Source organism: Methylobacterium mesophilicum SR1.6/6 (assembly GCF_000364445.2).
Taxonomy (GTDB): domain Bacteria; phylum Pseudomonadota; class Alphaproteobacteria; order Rhizobiales; family Beijerinckiaceae; genus Methylobacterium; species Methylobacterium mesophilicum_A.
Genome location: NZ_CP043538.1, coordinates 4,183,249 through 4,207,919, shown reverse-complemented (window position 1 = coordinate 4,207,919; position 24,671 = coordinate 4,183,249). Strand labels below are relative to the sequence as shown.

The following is a 24,671-nucleotide window of genomic DNA, read 5'->3' as shown; positions in this document are numbered from 1 at the left end:
ACGCCCGCTCCTCCGCCCCGCCCGACGGCCACCGGTAACAGGCCCCGATGCTCTCGAATTTCGACTTCTCCGTCATCGTCTCGTCCCTGCCCTACCTGTTCGGGCAGGGCATGGTCTTCACCGTGACGCTGACCGCCCTGGCGGCGGTGGGCGGCGTGATCATCGGCACGCTGCTGGCGATGGCGCGGCTCTCGGGTCTGCCCGGCCTGAGCCATTTCGCCAAGGGCTATGTCGAGCTCTGCCGCTCGCTGCCGCTGGTGCTGGTGATCTTCTGGTTCTACTTCCTGGTGCCGTATATCGGCGCCTACGTGACCGGATCCTCGACGCCGATCCAGGTCGGCGCCTTCCCGTCGGCGCTGATCACCTTCATGGCCTTCGAGGCCGCCTACTTCTCGGAGATCATGCGGGCCGGCATCCAGTCGATCCCGAAGGGACAGACCGCCGCCGCCCAGGCGCTCGGGATGAACTACTGGCAGACCATGGGCAACGTCGTCCTGCCCCAGGCCTTCCGCAACATGCTGCCGCTGCTGCTGACCCAGACCATCGTGCTGTTCCAGGACACCTCGCTGGTCTACGTGCTGTCGCTCACAGACTTCATGGGCGCCGCCTCGAAGGTGGCCCAGCGCGACGGCCGCCTCGTCGAGATGTATATCTTCGCGGCCGTGGTCTATTTTGCGATCTGCTTCTCGGCCTCGTTCCTGGTGCGCCGCCTGCAGCGCCGCGTGGCCATCATCCGCTGACCGACACTGGAGACCGCGTCATGACCTCGTCCCCGATGCCGGCCCCCACCGCCGCCGAACCCGCCGCCGACGCGGCCCACGCGCCGAAGGATGCCGGCCTGCAGCCCGGCAGCCTGACCTCCGGCGCGCCCGCGGCGGCGCCCGGCGAGACGATGATCGCCATCGACAACATCAGCAAATGGTACGGCGACTTCCAGGTCCTGACGAACTGCACCACCCAAGTCGCCAAGGGTGAGGTCGTGGTCGTCTGCGGCCCCTCGGGCTCGGGCAAGTCGACCCTGATCAAGTGCGTCAACGCCCTGGAGCCGTTCCAGAAGGGCCAGATCACGGTGGCGGGCACCAAGGTCGCCGACAAGGCGACCAACCTGCCGAAACTCCGCTCGCGGGTCGGCATGGTGTTCCAGCACTTCGAGCTGTTCCCGCACCTGTCGATCACCGACAACCTCACCATCGCCCAGCGCAAGGTGCTCGGCCGCGGCGCCGAGGACGCGAAGAAGCGCGGCCTCGACCTGCTCGCCCGCGTCGGCCTGGGCGCCCACGCGAACAAGTTCCCCGGCCAGCTCTCCGGCGGCCAGCAGCAGCGCGTGGCGATCGCCCGGGCGCTTGCCATGAACCCGGTGGTGATGCTGTTCGACGAGCCGACCTCGGCGCTCGATCCCGAGATGGTCGGCGAGGTGCTCGACGTGATGGTGGAGCTCGCCAAGGAGGGCATGACCATGATGGTCGTGACCCACGAGATGGGCTTCGCCCGCAAGGTCGCCGACCGGGTGATCTTCATGGATCGCGGCGAGATCGTCGAGGATGCCAAGAAGGAGGACTTCTTCGGCAGTCCCCGGTCCGAGCGGGCGCAGACCTTCCTGTCGAAGATCCTGCAGCACTGACGGCGGATCGTCAGCCCAGCGCCTCCTGAGCCGCCCGGTATTCCCGGCCGTGCTGGCAATAGCCTTCGACGATGCGGATCATCATGGCGCGCTTCTCGGCATCGAGGGGCGCGAGGATCCGGGCTGGTCGGCCGCCCCAGAGATAGCCCGCCTCCAGGATCTGGCCGGGATCGGTGGTGGCGCCGGCCGCCAGCATGACGTCGTCGGCGATCAGGGTGCCGGCCGCGATCGTCGCGCCGATGCCGATCAGCGCCCGCGCGCCGATCCGGCAGTCGGCGATGCGGACGTTGTGGGCGATGGTGGTGTCCCGGCCGATCACGACCCCGTCGGCCCGCGTGCGGATGACGGTATTGTCCTGGATGTTGGTGTCGGCGCCGACCACGATCGGGCCGACTTCGGCGTTCAGGTCGCAGCAGAACAGCACGCTCGACCCGGCGCCGAGACTCACCCGCCCGCGCAGGCGCGCGGTCCGCGCCACGAACACGCTGGCCTCGACATCCGCCAGCTCCCCAGGCGGTAGGGACGGCCCGTCGCCCATCCGCTCGCGCAGCCGTTCGGCGCGCTCTGCGACCTCCTCGGGCGCGACCGGACGGCTCGGTCGGGCCGGGCTGCCCACATAGGCGTAGCCGCCGGGCAGATTGGCCCGGGGGAAGACGGTCGCCCCGGCCTCGATCACCGCGCCGTCACCGATCTGCGCCCCGTCGAGGATCACAACGTCGTCCTCGATCACCACGTCGGAGCCGACCGTGCAGGCATGCACGACGCTGTTGCGACCGACGGTGACGCGGTCGCCCGCCTGCGTGCCGTGCGTCCGGGTGGCGATGTGGACGGTCGAGCGGTGGCCGAGCCAGAAGCGGTCACCGAGCGTCACCGTCTGTCCGTCCGCGCGGATCACCGCCTCGTCGCCGAGCCAGGCCTGCGCGCCGATGCGCGCGGCGCCGATCACCGTGCTGCCGCGGCCGCACCAGACGGGACGGCTCGCGAAATCCGGCTGGACGCCGTCATAGGCCAGGATCAGGTCGGGGGTCACGCGGCTATCCTTCTCCGGCGCCGTCCGGGATCAGCGGGGTCGAGACGGACGATCGCGCACCGCGCCCCGGACCGGGAGTGCGCGACGGACCGTGTCATATAGAGGCGGGAGCAAGTGTGACAGGCAGGGGACTGGCCGGCCCGTCCGCGGACTCCTATGGATCGCGGCATGAGCGCCCCCCTTCCGAGCATCGGCATCCAGGCCGAGCCCTTCGACACCGCCGCCGAGATCGCGCGGATCGGTGCCGAACTCGGTGGCAGGGCCGGAGCCGTCGTCACCTTCACGGGCCTGTGTCGCGACGAGGACGGGCGGCTGGCGGCCCTCGAACTCGAGCACTACCCCGGCATGGCCGAGGCCGAGATTCAGAGGGTCGCCGAGGAGGCGATCGGGCGCTGGCCTCTTCAGGCCCTGCGGGTGATCCACCGGCACGGCCTGGTGCGCCCGGGCGACGGCATCGTCCTGGTCGTCACCGCCTCCAGCCACCGGGTCGCGGCCTTCGAGGCCGCGGACTTCCTGATGGACTACCTCAAGACCCGGGCGCCGTTCTGGAAGCGAGAGCACCTCGCTGATGGCACCACCGGCGGTTGGGTCGAGGCTGCGGCTCGGGACGACGCCGCGGCCGAGCGCTGGACCTGACCGCCAGGGCCACGGCCGATCGCAACGCCACGGTACACGACACACGCCGGGAAACGTTCGGATCGGCTGTCCAATCCGCCCGCTCATCCTGAGGTGCCGGAGCGCAGCGGAGGCCTCGAAGGAGCCCCCCAGAAGCCACCGCGATCCCTGGAGCCCTCCTTCGAGGTCCGTCGACGCGGGCACCTCAGGATGAGGCGGCGGGTTGAGATCCACCGGACCACCGTCTTGCCGTGTGCCGTGGCGTTACCAGCGCGCGCGGCGTCAAGTCTTCGTTTTCACGCGCCCTGTCGCTGAACCGGCCTCGACGCGGCGAAGCCGCGCCTAGACGATCAGCGCACTGAGGAGGATCGCGACGACCGCTCCGGCCACCGCGATCCCCAACAGCATCACGCTGCTGAGCTGGTCGCCGTTGTCGACCGATCGGCCCAGGCCGAGGGAATAACTCGGGGTCTCGCCGTAGGTGCTCATGCGCGCCATCCTGCCTATGCCGTCGCCGCTGTCCTGCGGCCGCCGAGACAACGCGCAGGCCGCCGTCCGGTCGCACCGCTGTGCATAGTTCTGGCGGCCAGCGCACTTGACCCGGGAGGGCTCGCAGCGTTCGTGAGCCCGGCGCAGGAGCAACGATGTCGGACAGCAGCCCCAAGGAACTGGACGGCCCGGTCGGGCCTTGGCGCGGGACGGCGCCGCTCGCGGCCTCGGGGATAGCCGTCGTCTGCTTCGTGGCGGTGCTGGCGCTCGCCTGGATGTCGGCGGGCACGATCCTGCTGATCTTCGCCGGCATGCTCCTCGGCGTCTTCCTCGATGGGCTGACCCGCGGGCTGGGCCGTGTCCTGCCCCTGCCGCGGGCCCTGCGGCTGTCGATCGCCAGCCTCGCGGTGGCGGCGGCGGTCATCGGCTTCGGGAGCTACGGCGGCGCCACGATCGTGCAGCAGGGCCGAGACCTCGGCACGACGATCAAGGATCAGGCCGGCACGGTCTCCGGCTGGCTCTCCGAGCGGGGCATCGACGTGCCGAGCCTCGCGCCGCAGGCCGGCGGCAAGGACGGCTCGACGGAGTCCGGCCAGAAAGAAGGGGGCCTCGCCGGCCTCGCCTCCGGCCTCCTGAAGGGCGGCGGCTCCTTCGTGTCGGATGCCGGCAGCGTCCTCGGGCCGGCCGCCGCGGTCATCCTGGGTCTGTTCGACGCCCTGGGCAACCTCCTGGTGATCGCCTTCCTCGGGCTCGCCTTCGCGGCCGATCCGAAGGCCTACCGAGACGGCGTCGTCCGGTTCGTGCCGCCCGCGAAGCGCTGGCGCGCCACCCAGGTGCTCGACGGTGCCGGCGAGACCCTGAGGCACTGGCTGTTCGGCCAGCTCATCATCATGGCGGTGATCTTCCTGTGCACCTGGGCGGGCCTCGCCTTCCTGGGGATCGGCGGCGCGCTGATCCTGGGGCTCCAGGCGGGCCTGCTCGCCTTCGTGCCGACGGTCGGGCCGCTGGTGGCAGGCCTCGTCATCATCCTGGCGGCGCTGGCGTCCGGCGCGAAGGCGGTGATCGGGGCGATCGGCGTCTATCTCGCGGTTCAGTGCCTGGAAAGCTACGGCCTCACCCCGTTCATCCAGAAGCGGGCGCTGGACATCCCGCCGGCCACGATCTTCGCCGGGCAGCTGATCCTCGGCGTGATCTTCGGGCTCTGGGGCATCGCCCTGGCCCTGCCGCTCATGGCGGTGATCAAGGTCCTGCTGGAGCAGCTCTACGTGGAGGATACGCTCCACGAGCAGCCGGCCACCTGAGCGGCGGCCTGCGCCACCGCGTCAGCCGCGCAGCCCGTCCTCGATCAGCCGGGCGACGGCCAGCGCCCGGCCGTCGTCGCCGAAGCGCCCGATCACCTGCACGCCCACCGGCAGGCGGTGGCCAGGCACCGGCACGTTCACGCAGGGTACGCCCATCAGCGTCCAGAGCTGGTTGAAGCGCGGGTCGCCGGTGGACGCCAGGGTGGCGGGTGCCGGACCCGACGCCGAGAAGGTCAGGATCGCGTCGTAATCCGCGAAGAGGCCCTTCAGCACCCGCCGGGCGTGGTGGCCGTGGCGGCGCGCGTCGTCGTACTGGGCCGGGCTGATCGCCGCGCCGGCGTCGAGATGCGCCCGCGCCAGCGGCGGCAGCGCGTCGGCCTGCGTGTCGTACTCCCAGGCCAGCGCCAGCCGTCCCTCGTAGTGCTGAATGAGGTTGTGGCGTTCCCAGGCCTGGGCGAGTTCCTCCGGCAGGGCGAGGTCGTTGACCCGCGCCCCGGCCCGCTCCGCGGCCTGCCGGGCTCGGACCAGCGCCGCCTCGGCCTCCGGCGCCGGGGCCCCGGCGAAATCCTGCCGCACGAGACCGATCCGGGGGGCCGAGCCGGCGTCCGCCCGCTCGATCTCCGGGCAGCCGGTGACCAGCGCCAGGGCGTGGGCGACGTCGGCCACCCCGGCGGCGAACAGCCCGACCGTGTCGAGGGCCCAGGAATAGGTCTTCACGCCGACCGTCGGGATCAGCCGGAACGACGGCTTCACCGCCGCGCAGCCGCAGTAGCTGGCGGGCCGGATCACCGAGCCCGCCGTCTGCGTGCCGAGCGCCAACGGCAGCATCCCGGCGCCTACGGCGGCGGCCGAACCCGCCGAGGAGCCGCCCGGCGTGTGACCGGGATCGTGCGGGTTCACCGTGGCGGTCGGGTCGCTGCTCGCGAAGGCCGTTGTCGTGGTCTTGGCGAGGGCGACGGCGCCGAGCTGCTTCAGCCGGCTCACCACGGCAGCGTCGCCCCGGGGCGTCCAGCCCTCGTAGATCGTCGAGCCCATCTGGGTCGGCAGGCCGGCACTGTCGATGATGTCCTTCACGCCCACCGCGATGCCGGCAAGCGGCCCCGAGTCCGGGATCGCCGGCGCCGCGTCGAGGGTGACCAGGGCGTGCAGGTCCGGCTCCCGCGCGGCGATCGCGGCGCGGCACAGGTCGATCGCGCCGCCGGGTGTCAGGGTGCCGGCGGCGATGCGGGCGCGGAGGTCGAGGAGCGAAAGCATAATGCATTCAGTCTACGCCCCGGGGCGCTGTCAACCGAGGCGCCACAGGCTGCGGCATTCCCGAAACGCCGTTGACGAACGCTTTACGGGACCGTGCGCATCGTCCCGATCATGTGGCGTGGCGTATCCCTGTTCTCGGCCCTGGCGCTGTTCGGCGCAGGCCTCACCGCGTGCTCGATCAACCATTTCGAGCGGCGTGACCCGTGGCGTGATCAGGCGGAGCAGGTCTGCCTGGCCAAGAAGCTCGTGGAGCCGTCGGAGTACATCACGCCGATCGCCGCGATGGACGGGCCGGGTCCCTGCGGCATGCAGCAGCCCTTCCGGGTGACGCGGCTCGCCGGCGGCACGGTCCTGATGAAGCAGCGGATGACGCTCGGCTGCCCGGCGCTGGCCGAGGCGGAGGCCTGGCTCGCCGACACGATCCAGCCGGCCGCCAACCTCTACTTCGGCGTGCCGGTGGCCGAGATCAACGCCGGCTCCTATTCCTGCCGCGGCCGCAACAACCAGCCGGGTGCCAAGCTCTCCGAGCACGGCTTCGGCAACGCCATCGACGTCATGTCGATCAAGCTCGCGGACGGCCACGTGATCACCGTGAAGGGCGGCTGGCGCGGCACGGAGGCCGAGCAGGGCTTCCTGCGCGAGATCTTCCTCGGCGCCTGTCAGCGCTTCACCACGGTGCTGGCACCCGGCTCCAACGTGTTCCACTACGACCATATCCACGTCGACCTGGCCCGGCACGATCCGCGCGGGCTGAAGCGGATCTGCCAGCCGCTGATCAAGTTCACCCCGCAGCTCGGCACGAGCGTCGAGCGGCCGCTGTCCCGCCCGGTCCCGCCGCCGCGCCAGCCGGCCGCCCCGCAGGCTCCGGTGGATGTGGAGGAGGACGATCCTTACGGCCTCTCGCCGATGTCGAAGGCCGGCGGCGCGACTCAGGTGGCCCGCGCCCCGGCCCGCCTGCCGGCGGCATCGGCCTACACCTCCGCGCCGCCGGTCCGGCCCGCGCCACGCGTCGCCAACGCCGCGCCCGAGGAGCCGGCACAGGAGTACGACGAGCCGCTTCAGCTCGGCGCGCCGCCGCCGAGCACCGGGCCCATCTACTGAGCGGACGGCTGCCTGTCCGCGTGGCCTTCCTGACGCGCGGTACTGTAGCGGCCGCGCCGCACCGTTCGCCAAAGCGTGGCCGCGCGATCCTCGGAGCTTGACTGGCGGCGCGGTGGCGGCATCGTTCACCGATGCAGGTCCGCACATCCGTCGAGGCACGCGCCATGCGCCCGATCCGTCACGGCTTCGCCCTCGGGCTGGCCCTCCTCTCCCTGGCACAGCCGGCGCTCGCCCGCTCGGCCCGGGAGGATATCGAGCCCGCCGAGGAGCGCGTCTTCCCGTTCGACGCCCAGATCCCCGGCTGCCAAGACCCGTCGGTTCTGGAGCGGGTCTCGACCAACTTCGCCGAGAAGGAGGCGAAGTTCTGGAACTCGTCGATGACGATCCTGTCCTTCGACACGATCGAGCGCACCGCCTGGCGGCCGTGGGGGCTCGACACCTACCCGCGCCGGTTCTGCACCGCGACCGTGACGACCTCGGACGGCGTGCGCCGCAAGGTCGACTACTCGGTCCGCGAGAGCCTCGGCATCATTGGTGCGACCTGGGGCGTCGAGTTCTGCGTCCACGGGCTCGACCGCGACCTCGCCTACGCCTACGCCACCGCGTGCCGGATGGCGCGCCCCTGACCATGCGCGGGCTCGCCGCCTGCCTCGCCGGCCTGATCCTGGCCGGTCCGGCTGCCGCCCAGGACTTCGGCGGCTTCGCCCGGCGCGGCACGCCCGGCGAGTTCGACTTCTACGTCCTCGCCCTGTCGTGGTCGCCGACCTATTGCGCGAGCCAAGGCCAGCGCCGGGACGACGTCCAGTGCGCCCCGGGTCGCGGCCTCGGCTTCGTGGTGCACGGACTCTGGCCGCAATATGCGCGGGGCTACCCCGAGAACTGCTCGGCGGTGACGCGCGCGCCGACCCGGCAGGCCATGGACGTGGCCGGACAGGTCTATCCCAGCGAGGGGCTCGCCCGGTACGAGTGGCGCAAGCACGGCACCTGTTCGGGCCTCGACCCCGCCGCCTACTTCTCCGCTGCACGGGAGGCCCGCCTCGCGGTGACCATTCCGGAGGCGCTCAAGGGCGGCGGCCCGCCGCAGACCCTGGCCCCGATCGAGATCGCCCGGCAATTCGTGGCCGCCAATCGCGGCCTGCGGCCCGACATGATGTCGGTCACCTGCGCCCGGGGGCAGTTGCAGGAGGTCCGAATCTGCTTCGGCAAGGACCTGCGCGGCTTCGCCTCCTGTCCCGAGGTCGCCCGCGGCAATTGCCGCGCGCCGGAAATCACCCTCGACGCGGCGCGCTGACATTTTCGGGCGGTCCGGCGGGGCGCCGCTGGACCTGGAGGCCCGGATCCGCTTCACCGCGCGTCCATGAACTACCGACACGCCTTCCACGCCGGCAACCACGCCGACGTGCTCAAGCATCTCGTGCTGGCGCGGGTGCTCGACCACCTGCGCCGCAAGGACAAGCCCTTCCGCGCGCTCGATGCCTTCGCGGGCCTGGGCGTCTACGACCTCGATGCCGACGAGGCGGCCCGCACCGGCGAGTGGCGGGATGGCTGGGGCCGGATGGACGAGCCCTTCGCGGAACCCGTCGAGGCGCTGCTCGCGCCCTATCGAGCGGCCGTGGCGGCCGTGCGCGCACGCCACGGCGCCACGGCCTATCCGGGCTCGCCGGCTCTCATCCGCGAGGCCCTCCGGCCGGGCGACAAGGGCGTGTTCGTGGAACTCCATCCGCTGGACGCCGCCACGCTGCGGGGGCGCTACGAGCGCGATTCGCGGACCAAGGTGCTGACCCTCGACGGCTGGACCGCCGTCAACGCCCAGATCCCGCCGCCGGAGAGGCGCGGCCTGGTGCTGATCGACCCGCCCTACGAGGTTCCCGGCGAGATCGAGCGGCTCGGCGCCCATCTCGTGCGCGCGGTCGCCAAATGGCCCACCGGCATCTTCCTGGCCTGGTACCCGGTCAAGGATGCCGCCGCCCTCGACCGCATGGTCCGCGACCTCGATGGCGCCCTGGCTCGCCCGGCGCTGCGCCTCGACCTGCTGATCGACCGGCCCGACGACCCCAAGCGGCTGACCGGCAGCGGCCTGATCGTCGTCAACCCGCCCTGGCGGCTCGCCGAGGAGGCGACGCTGTTTCTCCCGGCCCTGGCGGAGCGCTTGGCGCGCCATGACTTCGGAGGTTTTCGTTGCGATCCGTTAGGCCCTTCGGCCTGACCGGGCAGCTTTGGGCGGGCATTCTCAAGCACTGCCGCGGCTCCAACAGTGTTGACTACGCTCCGCCGGGTCGATTGTGGCGAGAAAACCACATTCATGCCTAGACCTATGCCAGCGATACGGAACTGCTCAAAAAATATGCAAATGCTAGTTCTTTGATTTTGTGTCATTCGCCGCGCGATGTCAGCTTGGCCGTAGACGAACCCCAACGAGCTGCGAGCCATGCTGAAGCGTTCAACCCTGACCGGCCTCGCCGCCGTGATGCTGTCCTCCGCCAGCGCCCTGGCGGCTGACTTGGCCGCTCCGGCCCCGGTGCCGGTGCCGCCCCCGGCCGAGCCCTGCAAGGCGACGCTTCTCGGCCCGACCTATGGCGGCGTGATCAAGGCCAATCCCAGCCCGACCTGCTTTTCCGCCGGCCCGCTCGGCGACCTCTACGTCGGGGGCGCCGTGACCGGCTACGGCTACACCCAGACCAACCCCTTCGCGTCGTTCTCGACTCCGGCGGCGCCCAATGATCGGGACCGCGCGGCGCGCTTCGACTTCTCGAACATCCAGGGCATCATCCAGAAGCCCGAGGGCGCGTTCCAGTTCTACGTGCAGGCGGGCGGCTACTCGATCCCGCAGCTCGGCTTCCCGACCCTCGGGACCTTCACCCAGACGGACCTGCTGTTCGGCCCGGTCCCGGTCGCCTTCGGCAAGATCCAGATCAACGACGAGTGGTCCGTCCAGGGCGGCCGGATGTTCACCCTGATCGGCACCGAGCTGCTGTTCACATACCAGAACCTGAACATCAACCGCGGCCTGCTGTTCGTGCAGGAGAACTTCATCAACCAGGGCGTCCAGCTCAACTACGCCAGCGGACCGCTCTCGGTGTCGCTCGCCGGCACGGACGGGTTCTTCTCCAACGAGATCACGTGGTTCACCGGCAACGTCGCCTACAAGCTCGACGACTTCAACACGGTCGGCGTCAACGGCGGTCTCAACCTCGGCCGCACCAACGCCTTCGCCCGGAGCCCGCGCTACCAGTTCGCCACGCCGGGCTTCCAGCAGAACAGCGGCATCTTCGACATCAACTACACCTACGCGAACGGTCCTTGGATCGTCTCGCCCTACTTCCAGTTCACCAATGTCGAGCGGGATCCGCGCATCGGCATCTTCAATTCCGCCTCGACCTACGGCGGGGCGCTCCTGGCGGCCTACTCGTTCACCGACAATTTCTCCCTGGCGGGCCGCATCGAGTACACCGAGCAGTCGGGCGTGCGGGGGTCCGGGACGACGAACCTGCTGGGCTTCGGCGCCGGCAGCAACGCCTTCTCGTTCACCATCACGCCGACCTTCACGTTCGACCGCTTCTTCTTCCGGGTGGAGTACGCGCACGTCGAACTCGGCGGGATCACCCGCGCCGCCATCACCGACGAGGGGCTGCTGATCCCCGGTACCGGCTTCGGCCGGACCGGCAACCGCACCTCGCAGGACCGCTACATGGTCGAGACCGGCATCACCTTCTGATCCGGTGCGCGTCCCGGCCCTCGGGCCGGACCGCAGCAGCCCCCGGCCTCGCGCCGGGGGCTTTTTTGTGCCGACGTTGCGGGTCTAGAACGCGATTGTGCGGGCCTGAATGCGCCTGGCTAGCCCGGCTGCGCGCCCGCTCGATGGGCTTCGCGACGCGGTTCCGAGATGGCACAGGGTGAGTCTGATCCGCCCCAAGCCGAGAGCCGGGCCATTCGATCCGGGTGCGCCCGAACGAACTTCGCGTCCCGAGTTGTTCCTGGAAAGAACCGCGTATCTCAGGTTCAATCAAGATCAAGCTATGATGGCGCGCATCAACGTTGCGTCTCTATTGCCTTAAGCAACAATATAGTGCTTATAAGATGTTCGATCATGATCCGATAGGTCTTCGATAGAACTTGCAATGCTGTGCTGAACGCGTTTACCCTGCGTCCTATGCTGGCCGTCGTCAGATCAGGGACAGGTTCACATGGCTTCGATCGAGGCACTTTCGGCGGCGCTCCGGAGCCTCGCGGCGCCCGGGATGACACCCAAGGCGCTGCGTGCCGCCGTCCTCGAGGAATATCCTGACGCCTCCAAGAAGGAGATCGTGCGCGCGGCCTTCCACGCGCTGATCGAATCACAGTCACAGGAAACCCTCGCGGTGGACACCCTCCACGGCTTTGCCCTGGCGGAGCGCGCGTCCGTCGACGACGAGCCGGTCTCGGTGGCGCCCCGGCGGACGAGGCGGCATCGGCGCGTCGCCGCGTCGGTCGCCGCAACGATCGCCCAACCCGTCGCCGTCGCGGTTTGAGCGCCGCGGGCCGGCGTCAGTCGCGCCGGAGCAGGCGTCGGCCCGGCCGGTGGCCTTCCTCGCCGGTATCGCGGAAGCCGAGCTTCTCGAGCAAGCTCCACGAGGCGAGGTTGGCGGGGCGGCACTCGGCGACGAGGATGCGCGCCGGGAAGTGCCCCCTCAGCGCCCCGAGGATTGCCGAGACCGCCTCGAAGGCAAATCCGCGCCCCCGGGCCGCCCCGCCGATCCAGTAACCGATCTCGATCACGCCCGCGCCGCGCAGGTGCGTCCCCACCACGCCCACAAGCTCGCGCGCCGACGCCTGCGTCGGCTCCGCGCCGGCGACGCGATGCCAGGCGCCGAGGAAACGGTCCTGTCCACGCGCGCCGCTCCGGATCAGATCCTCGGCGTCCTGCAGCGTGAAGGGCGCCGGCAGGAAGTCCACCGCCGCGGTGATCGCCGGGTCGTCCGTGAGCCGGCGGAGGTCCTGCGCATCCTCGGGCCGCAGAGCGGCGATCGACAGGCGAGCGGTCTCGATCCCGGGCAGGACGGCAAGGCTGTCGCGTGCGGCGCGGATGGTAAACATCCCTTCGATGTGGGGTGGAAGCCGGACCGGAAAAGGCACGATTCCAACGGCCCTGATCATCCCGTAGGCCGCACGAAAACCGGACCCGGTCCTTCGCGCAAGGGTCGCAGTTCTGCCGAACGGGAACGGTTGCTTAACCTGAATCCGTCTTCATTGGGGCATCAGGTTGCGTCAGGCAAACGGGTGCGTCGATGCGGGTGCGCGGTACGGGTCAGATGTTGCGGACGCTCTCGCGCTTCGCCCTCATCGGCATCATCGGCGGTGCGGCCGCCGCCTGCTCGTCGGATGCCTCGCGGCTGAGCAATCCCTTCTCGAATCCTTTCGATTCGGAGCCCTCCGCCACCGGCAGCCTGCCGGACGGGACGCTCAAGCCCGCGCCCGCGATCCGCACGGGCCGCATCCAGTCGGAGGCGCTCAGCCCGCCCTCAACCCCGCGCTCGGCCGCGACCCATTCCGCCGCGCTTGCCGCCACACCCGCCGCCGCGCCCGCGACGCGCGTCGCCTCGACCGGCACGGTCGGCTGGAACGCGCAGGGCGGCACACAGATCACCGTGTCGCAGAACGACAGCCTGAACCAGATGTCGACGCGGTTCGGCGTGCCGGCGTCCGCGATCCTGTCCGCCAACGGACTGACCAGTGCCAGCCAGATCACGCCCGGCCGGCAGATCGTGATCCCGGTCTACAACGCCTCCGGCATGAACCCGGCCGCGGCTCCGATGACCGCCCGCCCGGCCCGGGCGGCCGAGGAGAAGCGCGAGGACGCCAAGCAGGTCGAGGCCAAGATCGCCGCCAAGCGCGAGGAAGCCAAGGAGGCGGCCAAGCGCGAGGAGGCGAAGGAGGCGGCCAAGCGTGCCGCCTCCAAGGAAGCCGACCGCAAGGAAGCCGACCGCAAGGAAGCCGACCGCAAGGAAGCTGATCGCAAGGAAGCCCTTGCCCGCGAGGCCGCGGCCCGCAAGGTCGCCGACGCGAAGGCCACGAAGGAGGGCGACAAGCCGCGGCACGTGCGTCCGGGTCAGGTCGCCAAGGCCGACGAGAAGAAGCCCGACGAGAAGAAGCCCGACGAGAAGAAGGCGGATCCCAAGGCCGAGGCGAAGGCCAAGGCCGAGGTGAAGGCCCAGGAAGCCAAGGCCGAGGCGAAGGCTGCCGCCAAGGCGGAGGCCGCCCAGAAGCTCGCCGAGGCGAAGGCTGCCAAGGAGGCTGCGCAGAAGGCTGCCGCCGCCGAGAAGGCCGAGAAGGTCGCCGCCAAGGAGACGCCGAAGGCTGCCGCTCCGGCCGCGCCCGCCGCTCCGGCGAAGCCCGAGCCGGCCGCGACCGGCTCGGTCGCCGACGCGACGCCCTCGGAGAGCTTCCGCTGGCCCGCCAAGGGCCGGGTGATCTCGGGCTATGGCAGCTCCGGCAACGAGGGCATCAACATCGCGGTGCCGGAGGGCACGCCCGTCAAGGCGGCCGAGGAAGGCACTGTTGCCTATGCCGGCTCCGACGTGAAGGGCTACGGCAAGCTCGTGCTGGTGCGTCACGCCAACGGCTACGTCTCGGCCTACGCCCATAACGGCGAGATCGACGTGAAGCCCGGCGACAAGGTCAAGCGCGGCCAGACGATCGCCAAATCCGGCGCCTCCGGCAACGTGACCTCGCCGCAGCTGCATTTCGAGATCCGCAAGGGCGGCGCGCCCGTGGACCCGATGTCCCAGCTCGCCAGCAACTGAGCGGCGCATCCCGATCGCGCGGCGCGGCGGTCCCGGAAGGGGCCGCCGCTCGCCTGTATGGATGGCGTCAGGACAGGCAGGCTCGCGCTCGGTGGTCCCCGACCGCGCGTCTAGGATTTCGGCTCCTGCAGCGTCCCGTCGGGGCTGTGGCGGTCCACCGCCTCGGGGAGCACCCGAGCCAGCGTCGGGAACAGCTGATCCATCGGAATACCGAGCTTCTGCGCCATCTGGCGCACCTGCTCGTTGTCGAGGACTCTGCGCAGGTCGTCCGCGGTGATCGGCTCGTTCGGTCCGCGGCCGAGCCAGGAATTGACCTGGCTCTCGTAACCCGAGCGGCGGAGCTGGTCGAGCAGCGCGTTCAGGCCACCGGGCAGCACCTGCTGGATGATGCCGGGCAACGCCTTGAGCGCCATCTGCCCCAGCGAACCGCCGAGGGAATCGAGCAGGCTCATGCGGGTCTCCTGTCGTTAGTCGCCGGCGGTCACACGGGTGCCCGTCGCCCACCGCGGGCAGGAGGCGGCCGCCGTGCCGCGTGAAGTGTAATTTAGTCGACAGAGGACGGACAGTCGCGCGGAATCCTGGCCCGGAACGCGCTCCTGCAGTCTCGCGGCTATGAAACTCCTGGTCCTGTCCTCTTTACTTTCGTTGTGGATCAGCGTGGCCCTGGCGGCGCCGTCCGGCACGGGCCGTCAAGCGGATCAACACAGCCTGACGGACGCGGTCTTCGTGCGGCCGCTCTACGGCGTCTACCGGCATTGCGGCGGGGCGTGCCTCAAGAGCGGTGGGCTGTCCTGGTACTGCTTCGCCAAGCAGAGTTGCTACCTCAGCTGCGCTACGGCGCCGCCTCTGATGAAATGCGCGGTGCCGTGATGCCCCAGGAACGTTGCGCCCGGTCGGGCCTACGCGCCGACCTGGGTGCTGAAGTTCGGCTGGGGCTTCAGCTTGCCGTCCTCGCTCTGATCCGCCACCGCCGCCGGCAGGAACTCGGACAGAACCGTGGCCACGCGGCCCTCCGGCACGCCGAGGTCGTAGGCGAGGCGTTCGGTGACGCCGTCCGGCAGGCACGCGGCGATCGCGGAGGCCGGCACGGTCTGCCGGCTGTCCGGCCGTCCGCCCGCCGCGAGCCACGACCCGACTGCATCGCCGTGGCCGGTCTCGCGCAGCCGCCCGAGGAAGGCGGCCAGACCGCCGGGATAGAACTTCGCCAGTGCCAGAGCGAGTTTGCCGCTGCCCGCCCCGTCCAGGGCCCGCTCGGCCGCCGCCGCCACGTCGCCGATCAGGTTTCTCGCACCGTCTAGCAGGCCCATGGATCTCCCCGTCACGCTGGTTCGCCGCGTGGCAAGATCGGGCGCGGTCCGGCCCCGGCAAGCGCGTGCGGCAATTGCGCGGGCGATCCGATAGGATGCGCGTCCTGGATATGCGGGAGCCGATGATGAAGCGTGTGCAGGCCGGCGTGCTGGACATCGCCTATCTGGAGTTCGGACCGCCGGACGGACCGCCCGCCGTGCTGCTCCACGGCTTCCCGTACGACGTCCACGCCTGCACCGTGGCGGCGGCTCAGCTGGCCGAGGCCGGCGCGCGCTGTCTCGTCCCCTACCTGCGCGGCTACGGGCCGACCCGCTTTCGCGACACCTCGACGCCGCGTTCGGGCGAGCAAGCGGCGCTCGGGGCCGATCTCGTGGCCTTCCTGGATGCCCTCGGGATCGCGCGCGCCGTGCTCGCCGGCTACGATTGGGGCGGCCGGGCCGCCTGCGTGGTCTCGGCGCTCTGGCCGGACCGGTCCAGGGGGCTGGTGAGCTGCGGCGTCGGCTACAACATCCAGAACATCCCGGCCGCAGGCAGGCCTGCCGCGCCCGAGGCGGAGCACCGGCTCTGGTATCAGTATTATCTCCACAGCGAGCGCGGCCGCGCCGGCCTCGCGGAGAACCGGGAGGCGTTCTGCCGCCTGCTCTGGCAGCTCTGGTCGCCGACCTGGGCGTTCGAGGCTGCGACCTTCGCGGCGACCGCGCAAGCCTTCGACAATCCGGACTTCGTCGACGTGGTGGTGCATTCCTATCGCCATCGGTTCGGCCTCGTGCCGGGCGATCCGGCCCTCGTGGCGGTCGAGGCACGGCTGGCGGCCCAGCCGGAGATCGCCGTGCCATCGATCGTGCTTCTCGGCGCCGACGACGGCGTCGGCCCGCCGCCCGCCACCGACGCGGACGCCCGCCGCTTCACCGGTCCTTACCGGCGTGAGATCGTCGCGGGGGTGGGCCACAACTTTCCCCAGGAGGCGCCGGACGTCTTCGCCGAGGCGGTGCGCGCCCTGCTGTGAGGGCGCGGCCGGACCCACTCGCTTCGGCGTTGCTTTCGGGAAGCCCCTGGCTATAGTCCGCGCGCTTTTCGACCGGTCTGCCCATGCCGAAATCCGGCGGCAGGCCCGCTCGCCACTCGCAGGAGACGCTCGTTGATCACCCCCGCCTTCGCGCAAGGGGCCGGTACGGCCGCTGGCGGAGCGGAGATCGCCTTTCAGGTGGTCCCGTTCGTCCTGATCTTCGTGATCATGTATTTCCTGATCCTGCGACCGCAGCAGAAGCGGGTCAAGGACCACCAAGCGCTGCTGAAGTCCGTGCGCCGGGACGACACGGTCGTGACCAACGGCGGACTGATCGGCCGCGTGACCAAGGCTGCGGATGACGCCGCCGAGATCGAGGTGGAGATCGCCCCGAACGTCCGCGTGCGGGTCGTCCGGTCGATGATCTCCGAGGTCCGCGCCAAGGGCACCGTGAAGGCTGCCTGAACCGCTGGTTGAACCGGCCGGCGCAAAGCGCCGGCCCACAAGAGAAAAAGACGGCCGATGCTGCGCTTCTCCCGTGCGAAGATCTTCGCCACGCTGGGCCTGATCCTGGTGGGGCTGATGCTCGCCGTGCCGAGCTTCTTCTCCCCCGAGCAGCGCAAGGGCTTCGTCGCCAGCCTGCCCTCGTGGTTCCCGAGCTGGATCGTTCCGACGCGCGCCATCGTGCTCGGCCTGGACCTCCAGGGCGGCTCGCAACTCCTGCTCGAAGTCGACCAGAACGAGCTGATCGCCTCACAGGCCAAGGCGTTGCGCGACGACGTTCGCCGCGTGCTCCAGCAGGAGAACGTGCGCGCCGACGGCGGCATCGGCCTGCTCCAGCGGGGCGTGCAGGTGAAGATCGCGGACGACGCGGCGCGCGCCAAGGTCCTGCCGAAGCTCCAGGAGCTGGCGCAGCCGATCACCACGTCGCTCGGCCAGACCGCCGCCCGCACCCTCGACATCGCCGAGCAGCCCGGCGGCGTGGTCCGCCTGACGCTCACCGATGCCGGCATCACCGACCGCACCCGGCGCGCCGTGAGCCAGGGCATCGAGGTCATCCGCCGCCGCCTCGACTCCACCGGGACCACCGAGCCCTCGATCCAGCAGCAGGGCGCCGACCGGATCCTGATCCAGGTGCCGGGCGAGCAGAACCCCGAGCGGCTCGAGAGGCTCCTCGGCTCCACCGCCAAGCTCGAGTTCCGCATGCTCGCCGACAGCCCGTCCGGCGACGTCGACATGCTGCCCTCCAAGGACGAGAAGGGCGCCAAGGTCCCGGTCGAGCGGCGGGTCATGGCCGATGGCGGCGAGCTGACCGACGCGCAGCCCGCCTTCGACCAGCAGTCCCACGAGCCGATGGTGAGCTTCAAGTTCAACCTGCGCGGCGCGCAGCGCTTCGGGCAGGCGACCTCGGAGAATGTCGGCCGCCGCATGGCGATCGTGCTGGACAACGAGGTGGTCTCGGCGCCGGTCATCCGCTCGGCGATCACCGGCGGCTCCGGCCAGATCACCGGCAACTTCACGGTGCAGCAGGCCAACGACCTCGCGGTGCTGCTGCGGGCCGGCGCCCTGCCGGCCAAGTTCACCGTGGTCGAGCGCCGCGTCGTCGGGCCGGGTCTCGGCCGCGACTCCATCGAGGCCGGCAAGCTCGCCACCCTGGTGGCGGCGGCTCTGGTGGTGGCCTTCATGTTCGCCACCTACGGGACCTTCGGCTTCATCGCCAACATCGCCCTGATGGTCCACGTGGGGCTGATCCTGGGCCTGATGTCGGTGCTGGAGGCGACCATGACGCTGCCGGGCATCGCCGGCATCGTGCTGACGATCGGCACCGCGGTGGATTCCAACGTGCTGATCTACGAGCGCATGCGCGAGGAGCAGCGGGCCGGCCGCTCGCTGATCTCGGCGCTGCAGGCGGGCTTCGACCGGGCCTTCGCCACCATCATCGATTCGAACTCGACCATGGCGATCGCCGCCCTGATCCTATTCTTCCTCGGCTCGGGCCCGGTGAAGGGCTTCGCCGTGGTCTTCATCCTCGGCATCCTCACCACCGTCATCACGGCGGTGACGCTGACCCGGATGATGATCGCGGTGTGGTACAAGACCTTCCGGCCGAAGGCCCTGCCGTTCTGAATGAACCCACTTTCGGGAGACGCATCACCGCCGGCCTGATACCGCTGTTCCAAATCGCCCCTCATCCTGAGGTGCCCGCGTCAGCGGGCCCCGAAGGAGGGCTCCAGGGATCACGGTTGTCACTGGAGGGCTCCTTCGAGGCCTCCGCTCCGCTCCGGCACCTCAGGATGAGGGCGAGAGTGGGACAGGCGATCGGGCCGGCGCTGCGATCTTCCCAACGTTAGGTCCGAAAAATGCGCCTGCTCCGCCTCTGGCCCGATGAATCGCATTTCGACTTCATGCGATTCCGGCGCTTCACCTTCCCGCTCTCGGCGCTGCTCTCGCTCGCCACGGTGGCGCTGTTCCTGTCGATCGGGCTGAACTTCGGCATCGACTTCAAGGGCGGCACCCTCGTCGAGCTGCAGGCGAAGTCCGGCACCGCCGACGTGGCGTCGATCCGGCACACGGCGGCGGGCTTCGGCTTCGGCGAGCCGGAGGTGCAGGAACTCGGCAACCAGGGTACCGTGCTGGTACGCCTGCCGCTGCAGCCCGGCGAGCAGGGCCAGACCGCGGTGATGAACAAGGCGCACGCCGCCTTCGACAAAGATTACGACTTCCGCCGCACCGAGACTGTCGGCCCGCGCGTCTCCGGGGAACTCGTCCAGTCCGGCACGCTCGGCGTCGTGCTGTCGGTCGTGGCGGTGCTGCTCTACCTCTGGTTCCGATTCGAGCGGGAGCTGGCGCTCGGCGCCATCGTGGGCACGCTCCACGACATCGTGCTCACCGTCGGCGTGTTCATCATCAGCCGGATCGAGTTCAACATGACCTCGATCGCGGCGATCCTGACGATCGTGGGCTACTCGCTGAACGAGACCGTGGTGGTGTTCGACCGGACCCGGGAGTTGATGCGCCGCTACAAGACCATCCCCACCGTCGACCTGCTCAACCTGTCGATCAACTCGACCATGTCGCGCACGGTGATGACGTCGATCTCGTCCGCCCTGTCGCTGCTGGCCCTGGTGCTGTTCGGCGGCGAGGCGATCAAGGGCTTCGCCGTGGTGATGCTCTGCGGCGTCCTGATCTGCACCTACTCGGCGATCTTCATCTCGACGCCGGTGTTGATCTATCTGGGCCTGATGCTCTCGGGCGCCCGCGCGGCGGCCGAGCGTTCGGGCGTCCCGCAACCGGCGGAGTAGTCCTTTTTCCGAAATGGCCGATCAGCCAAGTCCGAAGAGCTTCGAATCCGGCTTCGTGCCGGGGCGCCACATCATCGACACCTACGGCAATGGCGGCTTCCGCTTCGCCGGCATGTCGCATCGCGGCTCGATCCTGCTGCTGCCCTCGGGCGTGCGGGCCTGGGACGTGACGGAGCCGCGGAACATCGACCGCACGGCGCTGCGCCCGGTCCAGGCCGAGGCGGGAGACATCGAGCTGCTGCTCGTCGGAACAGGCCTCGACATCGCGGCGATCGATCCCGCCCTGCGGGGCTGGCTGAAGGATGTCGGCGTCGGCCTCGACGTGATGCAGACCGGCGCCGCCGCCCGGACCTACAACATCCTGGTCGCCGAGAACCGCAAGGTCGCGGCCGCGCTGATCGCGGTGGCCTGATGCCGGAGGTGGAGGGCCAGACCGCCGAGACAGGGCTCGCCTTCGCGCAATCCCATTGCGAGGGCTTGGTGCGGACCGGCGATCCGGACCGCTACTACGCGACCCTCTTCGCCCCCGCCGCCGCCCGCCCGCACCTCTTCGCGCTCTACGCCTTCAGTCTGACCGTCGCGCGGGTGCGTGAGGCCGCCTCGAACCCGATGGCCGGGGAAATCCGCCTGCAATGGTGGCGCGACGCCCTGCAGGGCGAGGCCCGCGGCGACGTGCGTGCCAACCCGGTGGCGGCGGCCCTGGAGGAGGCGATCCGGGTGAACCGCCTCGGCCGCCAGCCCTTCGTCGACCTGATCGACGCCCGCGTCTTCGACCTCTACGAGGATCCGATGCCCCGGGTGAACGACCTGGAGGGATATTGCGGCGAGACGGCCTCGGCCCTGTTCCGGCTGGCGAGCCTCGTGATCGGCAACGGCTCAGAGCCGGGCGGCGCGGGGGCGGCCGGCCATGCCGGCGTGGCCTACGGGATCACCGGGCTCCTGCGCGCCCTGCCCTGGCACGCCCGCTCCGGTCAGGTCTACCTGCCGGCCGACATCCTCGGCCGCTACGGCGTCACCCGCGAGGATATCGTCACCGGTCGCGGCGGGCCGGGCCTGCGCCGCGCCTGCGCCGACCTGCGCGATCTTGCCCGGCAGCACCTGAAGGCCTTCGAGGCGGCGCGCCCGACCATCGCGCCCTCGGCGGGGGCCGCGTTCCTGCCGGTGGCGCTGGTGGAGCCCTACCTCGCCGCCATGGAGCACGCGTCCTACGACCCGCTCAACACGCCCGTCGAGCTGCCGCGCTGGCGCCGGCTGTGGCGCCTGTGGCGGGCCGCGCGGCGGGTGGGGTGAGCGGTCGCACTCAGGTCATCGGTACGGCGGTGACGAAATGGGCGTGCCCCGTCGCATCGCTGCGCCAGACCGTTCGGATATGCGGATTACGCCCATCCGGCGATAGAATGGGTCCCTCGAAGATCAGTTTGACGTCCCCACGCGCCGAGACCGTTTCGCCGATGTAGGAGGTCTCGGTCGGATGACCGAGCAGCGCCGACGAGAGCGAGAGCGGGTCGCCCAGATGGAACCCGAAACGCTTGAAGAACCGCGCCTTTGGGCCGCCTTCGATGTGGAATTCGTCCAGCAGGTAGCCGTCGATCTTACGCGGGTCGAGCGACCAACTCCGCGGCCAGTCCGGAGGACTCAAGCGTTCGCCCGTTTGACGAGGCGGAGGTCCATTGCCTCGACGGTAGCAAGCGCGCCAGCCGGCTCCGCAAATTCGACCTCGTAGGCCTCGCCGTCACGCCAGACGCCGACGATCGTGCCCTCGGACCCCACCTCCATCGTGACACCGTCATCCGTCACGGCAGCGGCGGTCAAGGCCACCCGATCGAGATCCCGCAGATCCGACCGCAGCTCATTGCGTCTGACGATGTAATGCGCGTCGACCGACATGCCCGAAGGATGACGAGTCGGCCGCCGCGGTGCAAGGGCCACCGGATCAGAGAACCCGCGCCAGTCCAGGCGCCAGAGCTGCCAGACGAATCGGCGCACCCAGCCCTACATCGGCCTCCGGTGAGGCCAGCACGGCGGCCCGGCACAGCCCGTCGCCGCCGAGGCCCGTCACCAGCCGCCCGCCGGGTTCCAGCGCCGCGCGCCAGTGCGGCGGGATCGCGTCGACGCTGCCATGGACCAGGATCCGGTCGAAGCCACCATCCGGCAATTCCGGGGCGAGCCCGTCCGCTTGGACGACGTGCACGTCGGACAGGTCGGCGAGGCGTGCGGCAGCGTCTGCCGCCAGCGTCCCGTAACGCTCCAGGCTCAACACGGCGCCGGCCCCGAGCCGGGCAAGCAGCGCCGACGCGTAGCCCGAGCCCGTGCCGATCTCCAGGACGCGCTGCCCCGGCTCCACCCGCAGCAGCGCCAGCATCAGCGCCACCGTAGACGGCGCCGTCATCGACGCGCCGCAGGGCAGCGGCAGGGCGATGTCCCGCCGCGCATGAACCCGGTGCTCGGGCGGCGCGAAGGCGTCGCGCGACACCTGCTCCATGGCCCGGAGCACCGCGGTGTCGCGCAGGCCCCTGCCCCGCAGCGCCATCACGAAGGCGGCGTTGCCGGCAGCCTCCTCCAGGCTGCCGAGGTCGATCACGCGGCGAAGGCCTGCGCGAAGCGCGTCAGCGTCGGCTCGTCGGTGAGGTCGAGGCGCAGCGGCGTCACCGAGATCCGCTTCTCGGCGATGGCCTTCAGGTCCGAGCCGTGGCCCGGCTCGAACCGCGCCTTGGCGAAGGCCAGCCAGAAATACGGGTTGCCGCGCCCGTCCACCCGCGCGTCGATCGACAGCAGCGCCTGGTTGCGAAAGCCCTGCGCCGCCACCGCGACGCCCTGCACGTCGGCCGGCTCGCAATCCGGAAAATTCACGTTGATCAGGATGCCGGGCTCGATCCCGGTCTCCAGGATCTTCCGGACCACCTTCGCGCCGAGCGTCCTCGCGCACTCCCATTTGAGCGCGCCGCGCCCGCCGGCGCCGTAGGCCTGGCTCATGGCGATGGAGCGGATGCCGAGGATCGTCCCCTCCATGGCGGCCGCGATCGTGCCCGAATAGGTCACGTCCTCGGCGACGTTCTGGCCGCGGTTGACCCCCGACAGGACGAGGTCCGGCCCGTGATCGCCGAGGATATGGCGCACGCCGAGGATCACGCAGTCCGACGGCGTGCCCTTCACGGCGAAGCGCTGCTCCGAGACCTGCCGCAGCCGCAGCGGATCGTTGAGGGAGAGGGAATGCGACACGCCGGACTGGTCGCTCTCCGGCGCCACCACCCAGACGTCGTCCGACAGCTCCCGGGCGATCTCCTCCAGGGTACTGAGCCCCGGCGCGTGGATGCCGTCGTCGTTGGTGACCAGGATGCGCATCAACGGGTGCCCTCGATCCGGTTGAGCCCACCCATATAGGGGTGGAGCACCGACGGGATCGTGATGCTCCCGTCCGGGTTCTGGTAGTTCTCCATCACGGCGATGAGCGCGCGGCCGACCGCGACGCCCGAGCCGTTGAGGGTGTGGACATAGGCCGGCTTGCCGTCCTTGGCCCGGTAGCGGGCGTTCATCCGCCGCGCCTGGAAGTCGCCGCACACCGAGCACGACGAGATCTCGCGGTGCGTGCGCTGCCCCGGCACCCAGACCTCGATGTCGTAGGTCTTCTGACTGGCGAACCCCATGTCGCCGGTGCAGAGGGTCATCACCCGGTAGGGCAGATCGAGCTTCTTCAGCACGGCCTCCGCGCTGGTCAGCATCCGCTCGTGCTCGTCGGCGGACATCTCCGGCGTCGTGATCGAGACCAGCTCGACCTTGCTGAACTGGTGCTGGCGCAGCATGCCGCGGGTGTCGCGCCCCGCCGCCCCGGCCTCGGCCCGGAAGCAGGGGGTGAGGGCGGTGAAGCGCAGGGGCAGCTCCTCCTCGCGGAGGATCGACTCGCGCACGAGGTTGGTCAGCGGCACCTCGGCGGTGGGGACGAGCCAGAAATGCTCGTCGCTGACCGGGGCGGATTCCGTACCGGCCTGCCTCTGCAGCGACTTGACGTAATCGAGGCCCTTGAAGACCGAGAACTGGTCGTCCTCGAACTTCGGCAGCTGCGCGGTGCCGAACATCGCGGCGTCGCGCACCAGCACCGGGGGCGCCACCTCCAAGTACCCGTGCTCCTGCGTGTGCAGGTCGATCATGAACTGGCCGAGCGCCCGCTCCAGCCGGGCGAGCTGCCCCTTCAGCACCACGAAGCGCGAGCCGGACAGCTTGGCGGCCGCCTCGAAATCCATCAGGCCGGCGGCCTCGCCCAGTTCGAAATGCTCCTTGCCCTCGGTCAGCCTTTCGCGGGTGGCGGCGTGGCTGCGATAGAGGACGTTGCCGTGCTCGTCCGCGCCCTCCGGCACGTCGGCCTTCGGCCGGTTCGGGATCGCGGCGAGCCTGTCCGTCAAGGCCGCATCGGCGGCGTCCTGCGCGGCCTTCAGCTCCGGCTCGACGCCCTTCAGCGCCGCCACTTCCGCCATCAGGGAAGCGGCACGCGCCTCGTCCTTGGCCTTCTTGGCGCCGCCGATCTCCTTGGCGAGGGCGTTGCGCCGTTCCTGGTTGACCTGCGCCGCCGAGACGGACGACTTCCGCGCCTCGTCCAGGGCGATCAGCTCGGCCGAGAGCGGCGCGAGGCCCCGGCGGCCGAGGTCGCGGTCGAAGGCGTCCGGGTTCTCCCGGATGGCGCGGATGTCGTGCATCGAGTCGGCTCGGGTCTTCCGCGCGGCGTCAGGCGCGCGGGCCCCGCTTTGCCGCATCGCGTCCGGTGGGACAAGCGCGGGGGAGCAGCCGGCAGAGCGGCGGACCCGGGTCAACGGATTGCAGCGCTTCCGTGCGTCGGCGGCCCTGTGACAACCACCCCGTCGTTCCGGGGCGCC

At 70.2% G+C, this 24,671-nt stretch carries 29 protein-coding genes; 18 read left to right on the top strand and 11 right to left on the bottom strand.

From position 1 onward, the window contains the following. The first annotated feature begins 47 nt into the window (after window positions 1-47). Both MMSR116_RS20175 and MMSR116_RS20170 read left to right on the top strand, forming a co-directional pair. Window positions 48-740, top strand: coding sequence for an amino acid ABC transporter permease (locus tag MMSR116_RS20175; protein ID WP_010687500.1), 693 nt, complete (start codon window positions 48-50; stop codon window positions 738-740). Window positions 741-892: 152 nt separating this feature from the next. Next, on the top strand, window positions 893-1,621 hold the full coding sequence (locus tag MMSR116_RS20170) for an amino acid ABC transporter ATP-binding protein (protein ID WP_039894952.1): 729 nt from the start codon (window positions 893-895) through the stop codon (window positions 1,619-1,621). 10 nt (window positions 1,622-1,631) lie between these two features. On the opposite strand, the gene MMSR116_RS20165 is transcribed toward MMSR116_RS20170, so the two are convergent. Continuing rightward, a complete protein-coding gene (locus MMSR116_RS20165; RefSeq protein WP_010687498.1) occupies window positions 1,632-2,651 on the bottom strand; it encodes a gamma carbonic anhydrase family protein in 1,020 nt (339 codons plus the stop codon). A 168-nt stretch (window positions 2,652-2,819) separates the two neighbouring features. Between MMSR116_RS20165 and MMSR116_RS20160 the strand changes: the two genes are divergently transcribed. After that, window positions 2,820-3,287: a molybdenum cofactor biosynthesis protein MoaE gene (locus MMSR116_RS20160; RefSeq protein ID WP_039894935.1), complete on the top strand. Its 468-nt coding sequence runs from the start codon at window positions 2,820-2,822 to the stop codon at window positions 3,285-3,287. A 321-nt stretch (window positions 3,288-3,608) separates the two neighbouring features. Here MMSR116_RS20160 and MMSR116_RS31425 read toward each other — a convergent pair whose 3' ends face one another. Continuing rightward, window positions 3,609-3,755 (bottom strand): hypothetical protein, encoded by a 147-nt coding sequence (locus MMSR116_RS31425; protein ID WP_010687496.1) that lies wholly within the window; start codon window positions 3,753-3,755, stop codon window positions 3,609-3,611. A 155-nt stretch (window positions 3,756-3,910) separates the two neighbouring features. Here MMSR116_RS31425 and MMSR116_RS20155 point away from each other — a divergent pair, with 155 nt between their 5' ends. Then, window positions 3,911-5,056 (top strand): AI-2E family transporter, encoded by a 1,146-nt coding sequence (locus tag MMSR116_RS20155; protein ID WP_010687495.1) that lies wholly within the window; start codon window positions 3,911-3,913, stop codon window positions 5,054-5,056. A 21-nt stretch (window positions 5,057-5,077) separates the two neighbouring features. On the opposite strand, the gene MMSR116_RS20150 is transcribed toward MMSR116_RS20155, so the two are convergent. After that, on the bottom strand, window positions 5,078-6,310 hold the full coding sequence (locus MMSR116_RS20150; RefSeq protein ID WP_010687494.1) for an amidase: 1,233 nt from the start codon (window positions 6,308-6,310) through the stop codon (window positions 5,078-5,080). Between the two features lie 111 nt (window positions 6,311-6,421). Between MMSR116_RS20150 and MMSR116_RS20145 the strand changes: the two genes are divergently transcribed. From MMSR116_RS20145 to MMSR116_RS20120, 6 genes are all read left to right on the top strand, one after another. Then, window positions 6,422-7,411 (top strand): extensin-like domain-containing protein, encoded by a 990-nt coding sequence (locus MMSR116_RS20145; protein ID WP_039894951.1) that lies wholly within the window; start codon window positions 6,422-6,424, stop codon window positions 7,409-7,411. 164 nt (window positions 7,412-7,575) lie between these two features. After that, entirely contained in the window at window positions 7,576-8,037 is a 462-nt protein-coding gene (locus MMSR116_RS20140) for a hypothetical protein (RefSeq protein WP_010687492.1), read from the top strand. Between the two features lie 2 nt (window positions 8,038-8,039). Then, window positions 8,040-8,702, top strand: coding sequence for a ribonuclease T2 family protein (locus tag MMSR116_RS20135; protein ID WP_010687491.1), 663 nt, complete (start codon window positions 8,040-8,042; stop codon window positions 8,700-8,702). A 66-nt stretch (window positions 8,703-8,768) separates the two neighbouring features. Then, window positions 8,769-9,617 (top strand): 23S rRNA (adenine(2030)-N(6))-methyltransferase RlmJ, encoded by an 849-nt coding sequence (locus MMSR116_RS20130; protein WP_010687490.1) that lies wholly within the window; start codon window positions 8,769-8,771, stop codon window positions 9,615-9,617. A 222-nt stretch (window positions 9,618-9,839) separates the two neighbouring features. Further along, entirely contained in the window at window positions 9,840-11,126 is a 1,287-nt protein-coding gene (locus MMSR116_RS20125; RefSeq protein WP_010687489.1) for an outer membrane beta-barrel protein, read from the top strand. 469 nt (window positions 11,127-11,595) lie between these two features. After that, window positions 11,596-11,919: a hypothetical protein gene (locus MMSR116_RS20120; protein WP_010687488.1), complete on the top strand. Its 324-nt coding sequence runs from the start codon at window positions 11,596-11,598 to the stop codon at window positions 11,917-11,919. A 16-nt stretch (window positions 11,920-11,935) separates the two neighbouring features. Here MMSR116_RS20120 and MMSR116_RS20115 read toward each other — a convergent pair whose 3' ends face one another. After that, complete coding sequence (locus MMSR116_RS20115) at window positions 11,936-12,484, bottom strand: GNAT family N-acetyltransferase (protein ID WP_010687487.1); 549 nt, start codon at window positions 12,482-12,484, stop codon at window positions 11,936-11,938. A gap of 191 nt (window positions 12,485-12,675) precedes the next feature. Here MMSR116_RS20115 and MMSR116_RS20110 point away from each other — a divergent pair, with 191 nt between their 5' ends. Then, window positions 12,676-14,190 (top strand): peptidoglycan DD-metalloendopeptidase family protein, encoded by a 1,515-nt coding sequence (locus MMSR116_RS20110; protein WP_010687486.1) that lies wholly within the window; start codon window positions 12,676-12,678, stop codon window positions 14,188-14,190. A gap of 110 nt (window positions 14,191-14,300) precedes the next feature. Here MMSR116_RS20110 and MMSR116_RS20105 read toward each other — a convergent pair whose 3' ends face one another. Then, a complete protein-coding gene (locus MMSR116_RS20105) occupies window positions 14,301-14,642 on the bottom strand; it encodes a YidB family protein (RefSeq protein WP_010687485.1) in 342 nt (113 codons plus the stop codon). Window positions 14,643-14,847: 205 nt separating this feature from the next. On the opposite strand from MMSR116_RS20105, the gene MMSR116_RS20100 reads away from it, so the two are divergent. Next, window positions 14,848-15,060 (top strand): hypothetical protein, encoded by a 213-nt coding sequence (locus tag MMSR116_RS20100; RefSeq protein WP_244625498.1) that lies wholly within the window; start codon window positions 14,848-14,850, stop codon window positions 15,058-15,060. A gap of 29 nt (window positions 15,061-15,089) precedes the next feature. Here the strand turns inward: MMSR116_RS20100 and MMSR116_RS20095 are convergent, their stop codons facing one another. Further along, the gene (locus MMSR116_RS20095; protein ID WP_432419914.1) at window positions 15,090-15,572 is read right to left on the bottom strand and encodes a YidB family protein; all 483 of its coding nucleotides are present in this window, start codon (window positions 15,570-15,572) and stop codon (window positions 15,090-15,092) included. Between the two features lie 50 nt (window positions 15,573-15,622). On the opposite strand from MMSR116_RS20095, the gene MMSR116_RS20090 reads away from it, so the two are divergent. The 6 genes from MMSR116_RS20090 (at window position 15,623) to MMSR116_RS20065 (ending at window position 21,096) form a co-directional block, all read left to right on the top strand. Continuing rightward, on the top strand, window positions 15,623-16,504 hold the full coding sequence (locus MMSR116_RS20090; RefSeq protein ID WP_010687483.1) for an alpha/beta fold hydrolase: 882 nt from the start codon (window positions 15,623-15,625) through the stop codon (window positions 16,502-16,504). A gap of 132 nt (window positions 16,505-16,636) precedes the next feature. Further along, window positions 16,637-16,969: a preprotein translocase subunit YajC gene (yajC, locus tag MMSR116_RS20085; protein WP_010687482.1), complete on the top strand. Its 333-nt coding sequence runs from the start codon at window positions 16,637-16,639 to the stop codon at window positions 16,967-16,969. A 57-nt stretch (window positions 16,970-17,026) separates the two neighbouring features. Continuing rightward, window positions 17,027-18,631, top strand: coding sequence for a protein translocase subunit SecD (gene secD, locus MMSR116_RS20080; protein ID WP_010687481.1), 1,605 nt, complete (start codon window positions 17,027-17,029; stop codon window positions 18,629-18,631). A gap of 233 nt (window positions 18,632-18,864) precedes the next feature. Beyond that, the gene (secF, locus tag MMSR116_RS20075; protein ID WP_010687480.1) at window positions 18,865-19,806 is read left to right on the top strand and encodes a protein translocase subunit SecF; all 942 of its coding nucleotides are present in this window, start codon (window positions 18,865-18,867) and stop codon (window positions 19,804-19,806) included. A gap of 13 nt (window positions 19,807-19,819) precedes the next feature. Then, on the top strand, window positions 19,820-20,218 hold the full coding sequence (locus tag MMSR116_RS20070) for an Mth938-like domain-containing protein (protein WP_010687479.1): 399 nt from the start codon (window positions 19,820-19,822) through the stop codon (window positions 20,216-20,218). Continuing rightward, on the top strand, window positions 20,218-21,096 hold the full coding sequence (locus MMSR116_RS20065) for a phytoene/squalene synthase family protein (protein WP_010687478.1): 879 nt from the start codon (window positions 20,218-20,220) through the stop codon (window positions 21,094-21,096). The genes MMSR116_RS20070 and MMSR116_RS20065 overlap by 1 nt, the downstream gene beginning before the upstream one ends. Window positions 21,097-21,106: 10 nt before the next feature. Here the strand turns inward: MMSR116_RS20065 and MMSR116_RS20060 are convergent, their stop codons facing one another. From MMSR116_RS20060 to serS, 5 genes are read right to left on the bottom strand one after another with little or no spacing between them, the layout of a single operon-like run. Further along, window positions 21,107-21,445, bottom strand: coding sequence for a DUF6883 domain-containing protein (locus tag MMSR116_RS20060; RefSeq protein ID WP_010687477.1), 339 nt, complete (start codon window positions 21,443-21,445; stop codon window positions 21,107-21,109). Continuing rightward, window positions 21,442-21,693, bottom strand: coding sequence for a DUF4926 domain-containing protein (locus MMSR116_RS20055; protein WP_010687476.1), 252 nt, complete (start codon window positions 21,691-21,693; stop codon window positions 21,442-21,444). Before MMSR116_RS20055 ends, MMSR116_RS20060 begins: the two co-directional genes overlap by 4 nt. A 46-nt stretch (window positions 21,694-21,739) precedes the next feature. After that, the gene (locus tag MMSR116_RS20050; RefSeq protein WP_010687475.1) at window positions 21,740-22,387 is read right to left on the bottom strand and encodes a protein-L-isoaspartate O-methyltransferase family protein; all 648 of its coding nucleotides are present in this window, start codon (window positions 22,385-22,387) and stop codon (window positions 21,740-21,742) included. After that, complete coding sequence (surE, locus tag MMSR116_RS20045; protein WP_010687474.1) at window positions 22,384-23,148, bottom strand: 5'/3'-nucleotidase SurE; 765 nt, start codon at window positions 23,146-23,148, stop codon at window positions 22,384-22,386. Before surE ends, MMSR116_RS20050 begins: the two co-directional genes overlap by 4 nt. Then, complete coding sequence (gene serS / locus MMSR116_RS20040) at window positions 23,148-24,494, bottom strand: serine--tRNA ligase (protein ID WP_010687473.1); 1,347 nt, start codon at window positions 24,492-24,494, stop codon at window positions 23,148-23,150. Before serS ends, surE begins: the two co-directional genes overlap by 1 nt. Window positions 24,495-24,671 lie beyond the last annotated feature (177 nt).

Excerpts from the sequence above, each read along its gene's own strand:
- MMSR116_RS31425 (WP_010687496.1), bottom strand. The coding sequence starts at position 3,755 with ATGAGCACCTACGGCGAGACCCCGAGTTATTCCCTCGGCCTGGGCCGA.
- MMSR116_RS20110 (WP_010687486.1), top strand. The coding sequence starts at position 12,676 with ATGCGGGTGCGCGGTACGGGTCAGATGTTGCGGACGCTCTCGCGCTTC.
- MMSR116_RS20150 (WP_010687494.1), bottom strand. The coding sequence starts at position 6,310 with ATGCTTTCGCTCCTCGACCTCCGCGCCCGCATCGCCGCCGGCACCCTG.
- serS (WP_010687473.1), bottom strand. The coding sequence starts at position 24,494 with ATGCACGACATCCGCGCCATCCGGGAGAACCCGGACGCCTTCGACCGC.
- surE (WP_010687474.1), bottom strand. The coding sequence starts at position 23,148 with ATGCGCATCCTGGTCACCAACGACGACGGCATCCACGCGCCGGGGCTC.
- MMSR116_RS20055 (WP_010687476.1), bottom strand. The coding sequence starts at position 21,693 with ATGTCGGTCGACGCGCATTACATCGTCAGACGCAATGAGCTGCGGTCG.
- MMSR116_RS20175 (WP_010687500.1), top strand. The coding sequence starts at position 48 with ATGCTCTCGAATTTCGACTTCTCCGTCATCGTCTCGTCCCTGCCCTAC.
- MMSR116_RS20155 (WP_010687495.1), top strand. The coding sequence starts at position 3,911 with ATGTCGGACAGCAGCCCCAAGGAACTGGACGGCCCGGTCGGGCCTTGG.
- MMSR116_RS20140 (WP_010687492.1), top strand. The coding sequence starts at position 7,576 with ATGCGCCCGATCCGTCACGGCTTCGCCCTCGGGCTGGCCCTCCTCTCC.
- MMSR116_RS20125 (WP_010687489.1), top strand. The coding sequence starts at position 9,840 with ATGCTGAAGCGTTCAACCCTGACCGGCCTCGCCGCCGTGATGCTGTCC.
- secD (WP_010687481.1), top strand. The coding sequence starts at position 17,027 with ATGCTGCGCTTCTCCCGTGCGAAGATCTTCGCCACGCTGGGCCTGATC.
- MMSR116_RS20120 (WP_010687488.1), top strand. The coding sequence starts at position 11,596 with ATGGCTTCGATCGAGGCACTTTCGGCGGCGCTCCGGAGCCTCGCGGCG.
- MMSR116_RS20145 (WP_039894951.1), top strand. The coding sequence starts at position 6,422 with ATGTGGCGTGGCGTATCCCTGTTCTCGGCCCTGGCGCTGTTCGGCGCA.
- MMSR116_RS20105 (WP_010687485.1), bottom strand. The coding sequence starts at position 14,642 with ATGAGCCTGCTCGATTCCCTCGGCGGTTCGCTGGGGCAGATGGCGCTC.
- MMSR116_RS20130 (WP_010687490.1), top strand. The coding sequence starts at position 8,769 with ATGAACTACCGACACGCCTTCCACGCCGGCAACCACGCCGACGTGCTC.
- MMSR116_RS20115 (WP_010687487.1), bottom strand. The coding sequence starts at position 12,484 with ATGTTTACCATCCGCGCCGCACGCGACAGCCTTGCCGTCCTGCCCGGG.
- MMSR116_RS20170 (WP_039894952.1), top strand. The coding sequence starts at position 893 with ATGATCGCCATCGACAACATCAGCAAATGGTACGGCGACTTCCAGGTC.
- MMSR116_RS20160 (WP_039894935.1), top strand. The coding sequence starts at position 2,820 with ATGAGCGCCCCCCTTCCGAGCATCGGCATCCAGGCCGAGCCCTTCGAC.
- MMSR116_RS20090 (WP_010687483.1), top strand. The coding sequence starts at position 15,623 with ATGAAGCGTGTGCAGGCCGGCGTGCTGGACATCGCCTATCTGGAGTTC.
- MMSR116_RS20065 (WP_010687478.1), top strand. The coding sequence starts at position 20,218 with ATGCCGGAGGTGGAGGGCCAGACCGCCGAGACAGGGCTCGCCTTCGCG.
- secF (WP_010687480.1), top strand. The coding sequence starts at position 18,865 with ATGCGCCTGCTCCGCCTCTGGCCCGATGAATCGCATTTCGACTTCATG.
- MMSR116_RS20070 (WP_010687479.1), top strand. The coding sequence starts at position 19,820 with ATGGCCGATCAGCCAAGTCCGAAGAGCTTCGAATCCGGCTTCGTGCCG.
- MMSR116_RS20135 (WP_010687491.1), top strand. The coding sequence starts at position 8,040 with ATGCGCGGGCTCGCCGCCTGCCTCGCCGGCCTGATCCTGGCCGGTCCG.